This is a genomic window from Paeniglutamicibacter sp. (genome assembly GCF_046714615.1).
Lineage (GTDB): Bacteria > Actinomycetota > Actinomycetes > Actinomycetales > Micrococcaceae > Paeniglutamicibacter.
On the sequence record NZ_JBKKAP010000169.1, the window covers coordinates 1 to 4,428 of the forward strand.

Sequence of the window (4,428 nt, forward strand, 5' to 3'; positions counted from 1 at the left end):
GGGGGGTGGGGGTTAACAGCCACCGCCCTCAAAACCAAAAACCACGCGGTTTTTTCGTCCGCCAGTTGCCGTACATCGCCTACCATGCGCGACACGACCGGGACCGAGTGCTACGAGCCGAGCCCGATGGCAGAGCCAAACATGGCGTAGCCCACGAAACCGGCAATATCCAGGAACGCGTGGGCTATGACCAGCGGCATGACCCTCCCCTTCTTCGAATACACGTAGCCGAAGACCACGCCCATGGCGACGTTTCCGATGAAGGGGCCAATGCCTTGGTACAGGTGGTAGCTGCCCCGCAGCACGGCACTGGCGCAAATGACCTGCCATTTGCCCCAGCCCAGGCGCCCAAGACGCTCGAAGAGGTACCCGACGACGATGACTTCTTCCAGGATGCCGTGGCGGATCGCGGAGAAGACAAGTATCGGGACCGTCCACCAATAGTCGTCCAACGCCGCAGGCACGATGATCGTGGTCAGCCCGAGCGCACGGCCCAACGCGTAGACCCCAAGTGTTCCGATGCCCATGGCCAGAAACAGTCCGGTTCCCCAGCCCAGGTCCCGGACTGGCCGCGCCAGGTCAAAGCCGAGCCGGGCAAACGGATTGCCCCCCGGAATCCTCCAGAGCAGATAGAACACCAGCATCACCGGAACCAGGGCAAAGAAGATGTCCAGCAACTGGTAGGTCAGGTCAAAGTACTGGCGTTGGTTCAACGAATTATTCAGCGAAGTGGTCTGTGAGCCCAGGGGCGCCCGCGTCATCTTGTCGATCAGGTTCACGATTGCGTAGATGGCCGATTGCCCCAGGGACAACCCCAGGACGATGAGCAGCTCGATCTTCAGTCCGCGGCGCGTTCCGACGTCAGTCATCGATCTCGCCGACAGTTGGCTGAAATGCGTGTTCCCCGACGCTTTTGGGCTCATGCCTTCGATCCTACGTGCTGATCCTGTGTACCCACACACGTGTTGACCTGCAAGGATGGATAGGTGACACGAGAAGCACTGAGACACGAATACGAGCTGGCCAACATCCTTTACCCGGGGCCGGATTGGAAGGCAGCGCGCGTCGAGGAGGGTGGACAATTCCACCTCGTGCTGGTGGCCGACGGCCAGGCGGTCATGCGGATGAGCCGCACCGTTGAAGCCGCCAGGGACATGCAGCGGCGGGTGGACCTGGTCCAGGCGCTGTCGGGCAAATTCAGTTTCCAGCTGCCCACCGCACTGAGCGAGGTCTGGCACGGCGATGGCTCCGCCGCCGTCATGCAGCGCTACATCCCGGGTGCCGCGCACCTGCCACACGCCGGTGATGCCACGCGCCTGCGCGCCGTACTCGAGGAATTCGCGGCCGTCGATGTCGGGCCACTTGCCCACCTGCTGGCCCCGCCGTTTTCCTTTCGCGGCCCCTGGGACGAGGCGAAGACCGAAACCACGCTGCGCGCGCTACCGGCCGAGCTGGTCGCAGATGCGCAACGGGTGCTGTCCACCATTGCCGGCTTTTCCGGCATCACGCCGTCATTGGTCCACGGGGACCTGGCCGGGCACAACATGCACTGGATCGACGGGCATTTGGTCGGCGTGCTGGATTGGGACCTGGCGGCCGCATGGGACCCTGCCCTGAACAGCGCCTACCTCGGCCTTTGGCACGGAGCTGACCTTCTGGAGGACATCGCTCCGTCGCCCGAGGAAGCGTGGCGCGCGCAGGTGTGGCTCGGGGCCATGGGCTTGGAAAGCTTCTTTGACACGATCACCCACGACAACCACGCAGACAGGGACAGGCTCCTGCACAAGATTGCACCGCGGATTCACGCAGCTTCCTGTGCGGCGTCCGGCTGACATGCACCGGGCGTTGCCTTGGCGTGGGAGTTGCCCGCAATGGGGCATTGCTGCCGTTGCTACTCGGCGGAGGGCCGACGCCGCTGCTTCTTGGTGTCCGAGCGCTGTCCCTTGGCGGCCAGTCGCCGCTGGTTCGAGCCTCGGGTGCGCTTGGTCGGACGCCGGGGCGCTGCATCGGGTGCCAGCCCCTCGGCCACCAGGGCGGAGAGCTTGCCCAGGGCGAGCTCCCGGTTGCGCAGCTGGGAGCGCCGCTCGGAAGCGGACACGGTGATCGTCCCGGCTATGAGGCGGCGTCCCAGACGCGTCAGAAGCAACGTCCGCTGGTCATCGGAAAGCACCAATGAGTCTGCCACGTTCCAGGACAGCTCGACGCGGCTGTCCGAGGTGTTGACGTGTTGGCCGCCTGGCCCGGAGGAACGCGAAAAGCGCCAGCCCAGTTCCACCGCGGGGATCGTGAGCGCGGGCGACACCTCCAAATCCATGCCTTAAGTCTTGCACGATGAGGGAGGGCCCGGAGTCCGCCCGTGAACCGGGCACCCGGACACGAAAAAAGAAGGCCGGGGACGAACCCAAGAAATTCTTGGATCCGGCCCCGGCCTCCTTGGCCTAAGCGTTAGTTGGACAGTGCCGCGATGGCTGCGTCGTAGTTCGGCTCGGTGGTGATTTCGGGAACAACCTCGGTGTGCAGGACCGCGCCGTTCTCGTCCAGGACGACGATCGCGCGGGCCAGCAGGCCCTGCATCGGGCCGTCGCCCAGGGTGAGGCCGAATTCGGCGCCGAAGTCGGAGCGGAAGGTCGAGGTCGGAACAACGTTTTCGATGCCCTCGGCACCGCAGAAGCGGCCCAGCGCGAACGGCAGGTCGGCCGAGGCGCAAACGACCGCGGTGTTCTCGAGTCCCGAGGCCAGCTCGTTGAAGCGGCGGACCGAGGAAGCGCAGACGCCGGTGTCGATGGACGGGAAGATGTTCAGGACGACGCGCTTGCCGCGCAGCCCGGAGCTGGTCACGTCGCCAAGGTCGGCGCCGGTAAGCGTGAATTCCGGTGCGATTGCGCCAACGGCGGGCAGTTCGCCAACGATCTGGACGGGGGTACCTTTGAGTGCAGTAATAGCCATGTGTTCTTGTTTATCACGAACGCACTGGCCAACGCGAAGAATACGCTAGAGGCGTCCTGCCGCCAGCACCCCTGCCCGGAACACCGGACCGGTGAGGTTCATGCCCGGCCGGTAGGCCAGGTGCGCCACGGCCGGGGCGTTGAGCAGCTGGATGTCTGCCCGCTTGCCCACCTCCAAGCTCCCCACAAGGTCCTGCACGCCCAGGGCCAACGCTCCCCCGAAGGTGGCAGCCGTGATGGCTTCCTCGATGCTCAGGTGCATCTGCAATACGGCGGTGGCCACACAAAACGCCATCGACGAGGTGTAGGAGGTCCCGGGGTTGCAATTCGAGGCCAGCGCGATCTGCACCCCGGCATCGATCAGTTCGCGGCCCGGCGCCAGCGGCTGCCGGGTCGAAAGGTCGCAGGCCGGCAGGCAGGTCGCCACGGTACCGGCCGTCCCGCTCCGGGAACCCGCATCCCAGTTTTTCCAGGAGCCGGCGAGCGCCGTCACATCCGCTTCATCAAGGTAGTTCACGTGGTCAACGCTCTTGGCACCGAATTCCACCGCGAGCTGCACCCCGGGGCCGGGGCCGAGCTGGTTTCCGTGGACGCGAAGCCCCAGTCCGGCATCCCGTGACGCGGTGAGGACCTGGCGGGACTGGGCCTCGTTGAAGGCGCCCCGCTCGCAGAAGACGTCGGCGAACTGCACGTAGGGCCCCACCCGCTCCAGCATTTCCCCGCAGACCAGATCCGTGTATTCCTGGGCGTCCATGCCCGCCGGCACCAGGTGGGCCCCCAGGAATGTCACCTGGTCCACCACGCTCGAGGCGATGCGGGCGTGCCGGGCTTCCTCTTCCACGCCCAGCCCGTAACCGGTCTTGGTTTCCAGGTAGGTGGTGCCCCCGGCCAGGGCCTCCGCCGCCCTGCCCATGACCAGACGGGTGAGGTCGTAGTCGCTGGCCGCCCGCGTAGCGGCGGTGGTCACGGCGATGCCGCCTGCGGCGTAGTTCTGCCCGGCCATGCGGGCCACGAACTCCTGGCTGCGGTCCCCCGCGAAGACCAGGTGGGTGTGCGAGTCGACCCAGCCCGGCAGCGCCGCCCGGTAGCCGGCGTCGATGGTCTTATCCGCCTGAGGGGCATCGGCCGCGGGCCCGATCCAGGCGATCTTTTCGCCGTCGATGAGGATCGCGGCGTCCTTGATGACGGATTGGGCGGCGTCGGAGGTGAAGACCTCGGCCAGGTTGGTGATCAGCGTGGTGCTCATGAAAACTCCGGGTTCTCGGTGAAGAAGGCTGCGTAAAGCTTGGCCGGGTCGCCCAGCCGGGTGTGGATCCCGTTGCGGGCGACCAGCTCCCCGTTGATGTGCACCTCGGCGATGTCGGCTGCGGTGGCGGTGAGCGGAAGCTGGGCGGGACGCGAGCCCGCGGTGGGCCCCGCCGAGGGGGGCGCCCCCCCCCACGAGTGCGGGTGGGGCAGCCCCCCCGCCCCCCCCCCCCCCCCC

5 protein-coding genes and 1 pseudogene are annotated in these 4,428 nt (G+C 66.3%); 1 reads left to right on the forward strand and 5 read right to left on the reverse strand.

From position 1 onward, the window contains the following. Positions 1-110: 110 nt before the first annotated feature. On the reverse strand, positions 111-869 hold the full coding sequence (locus tag ACLQ7E_RS20160; protein WP_411734368.1) for a CPBP family intramembrane glutamic endopeptidase: 759 nt from the start codon (positions 867-869) through the stop codon (positions 111-113). 117 nt (positions 870-986) lie between these two features. Here ACLQ7E_RS20160 and ACLQ7E_RS20165 point away from each other — a divergent pair, with 117 nt between their 5' ends. Then, on the forward strand, positions 987-1,832 hold the full coding sequence (locus tag ACLQ7E_RS20165) for a phosphotransferase family protein (protein ID WP_411734364.1): 846 nt from the start codon (positions 987-989) through the stop codon (positions 1,830-1,832). Positions 1,833-1,891: 59 nt separating this feature from the next. On the opposite strand, the gene arfB is transcribed toward ACLQ7E_RS20165, so the two are convergent. From arfB to ACLQ7E_RS20185, 4 genes and pseudogenes are all read right to left on the reverse strand, one after another. Then, entirely contained in the window at positions 1,892-2,314 is a 423-nt protein-coding gene (gene arfB, locus ACLQ7E_RS20170) for an alternative ribosome rescue aminoacyl-tRNA hydrolase ArfB (RefSeq protein ID WP_411734365.1), read from the reverse strand. Positions 2,315-2,445: 131 nt separating this feature from the next. After that, on the reverse strand, positions 2,446-2,946 hold the full coding sequence (gene tpx / locus ACLQ7E_RS20175) for a thiol peroxidase (RefSeq protein ID WP_411734366.1): 501 nt from the start codon (positions 2,944-2,946) through the stop codon (positions 2,446-2,448). 45 nt (positions 2,947-2,991) lie between these two features. After that, positions 2,992-4,191 carry an imidazolonepropionase gene (gene hutI / locus ACLQ7E_RS20180; protein ID WP_411734367.1) on the reverse strand — a complete coding sequence of 400 codons (1,200 nt, stop codon included), beginning with the start codon at positions 4,189-4,191 and terminating at the stop codon, positions 2,992-2,994. Continuing rightward, positions 4,188-4,428, reverse strand: a pseudogene (locus tag ACLQ7E_RS20185) (formimidoylglutamate deiminase); the annotation flags it as partial. The pseudogene ACLQ7E_RS20185 and the gene hutI, both read right to left, overlap by 4 nt.

What these genes read in the sequence shown, in the direction of transcription:
- ACLQ7E_RS20160 (WP_411734368.1), bottom strand. Translation starts at nt 869, where the DNA reads ATGACTGACGTCGGAACGCGCCGCGGACTGAAGATCGAGCTGCTCATC.
- arfB (WP_411734365.1), bottom strand. Translation starts at nt 2,314, where the DNA reads ATGGATTTGGAGGTGTCGCCCGCGCTCACGATCCCCGCGGTGGAACTG.
- tpx (WP_411734366.1), bottom strand. Translation starts at nt 2,946, where the DNA reads ATGGCTATTACTGCACTCAAAGGTACCCCCGTCCAGATCGTTGGCGAA.
- hutI (WP_411734367.1), bottom strand. Translation starts at nt 4,191, where the DNA reads ATGAGCACCACGCTGATCACCAACCTGGCCGAGGTCTTCACCTCCGAC.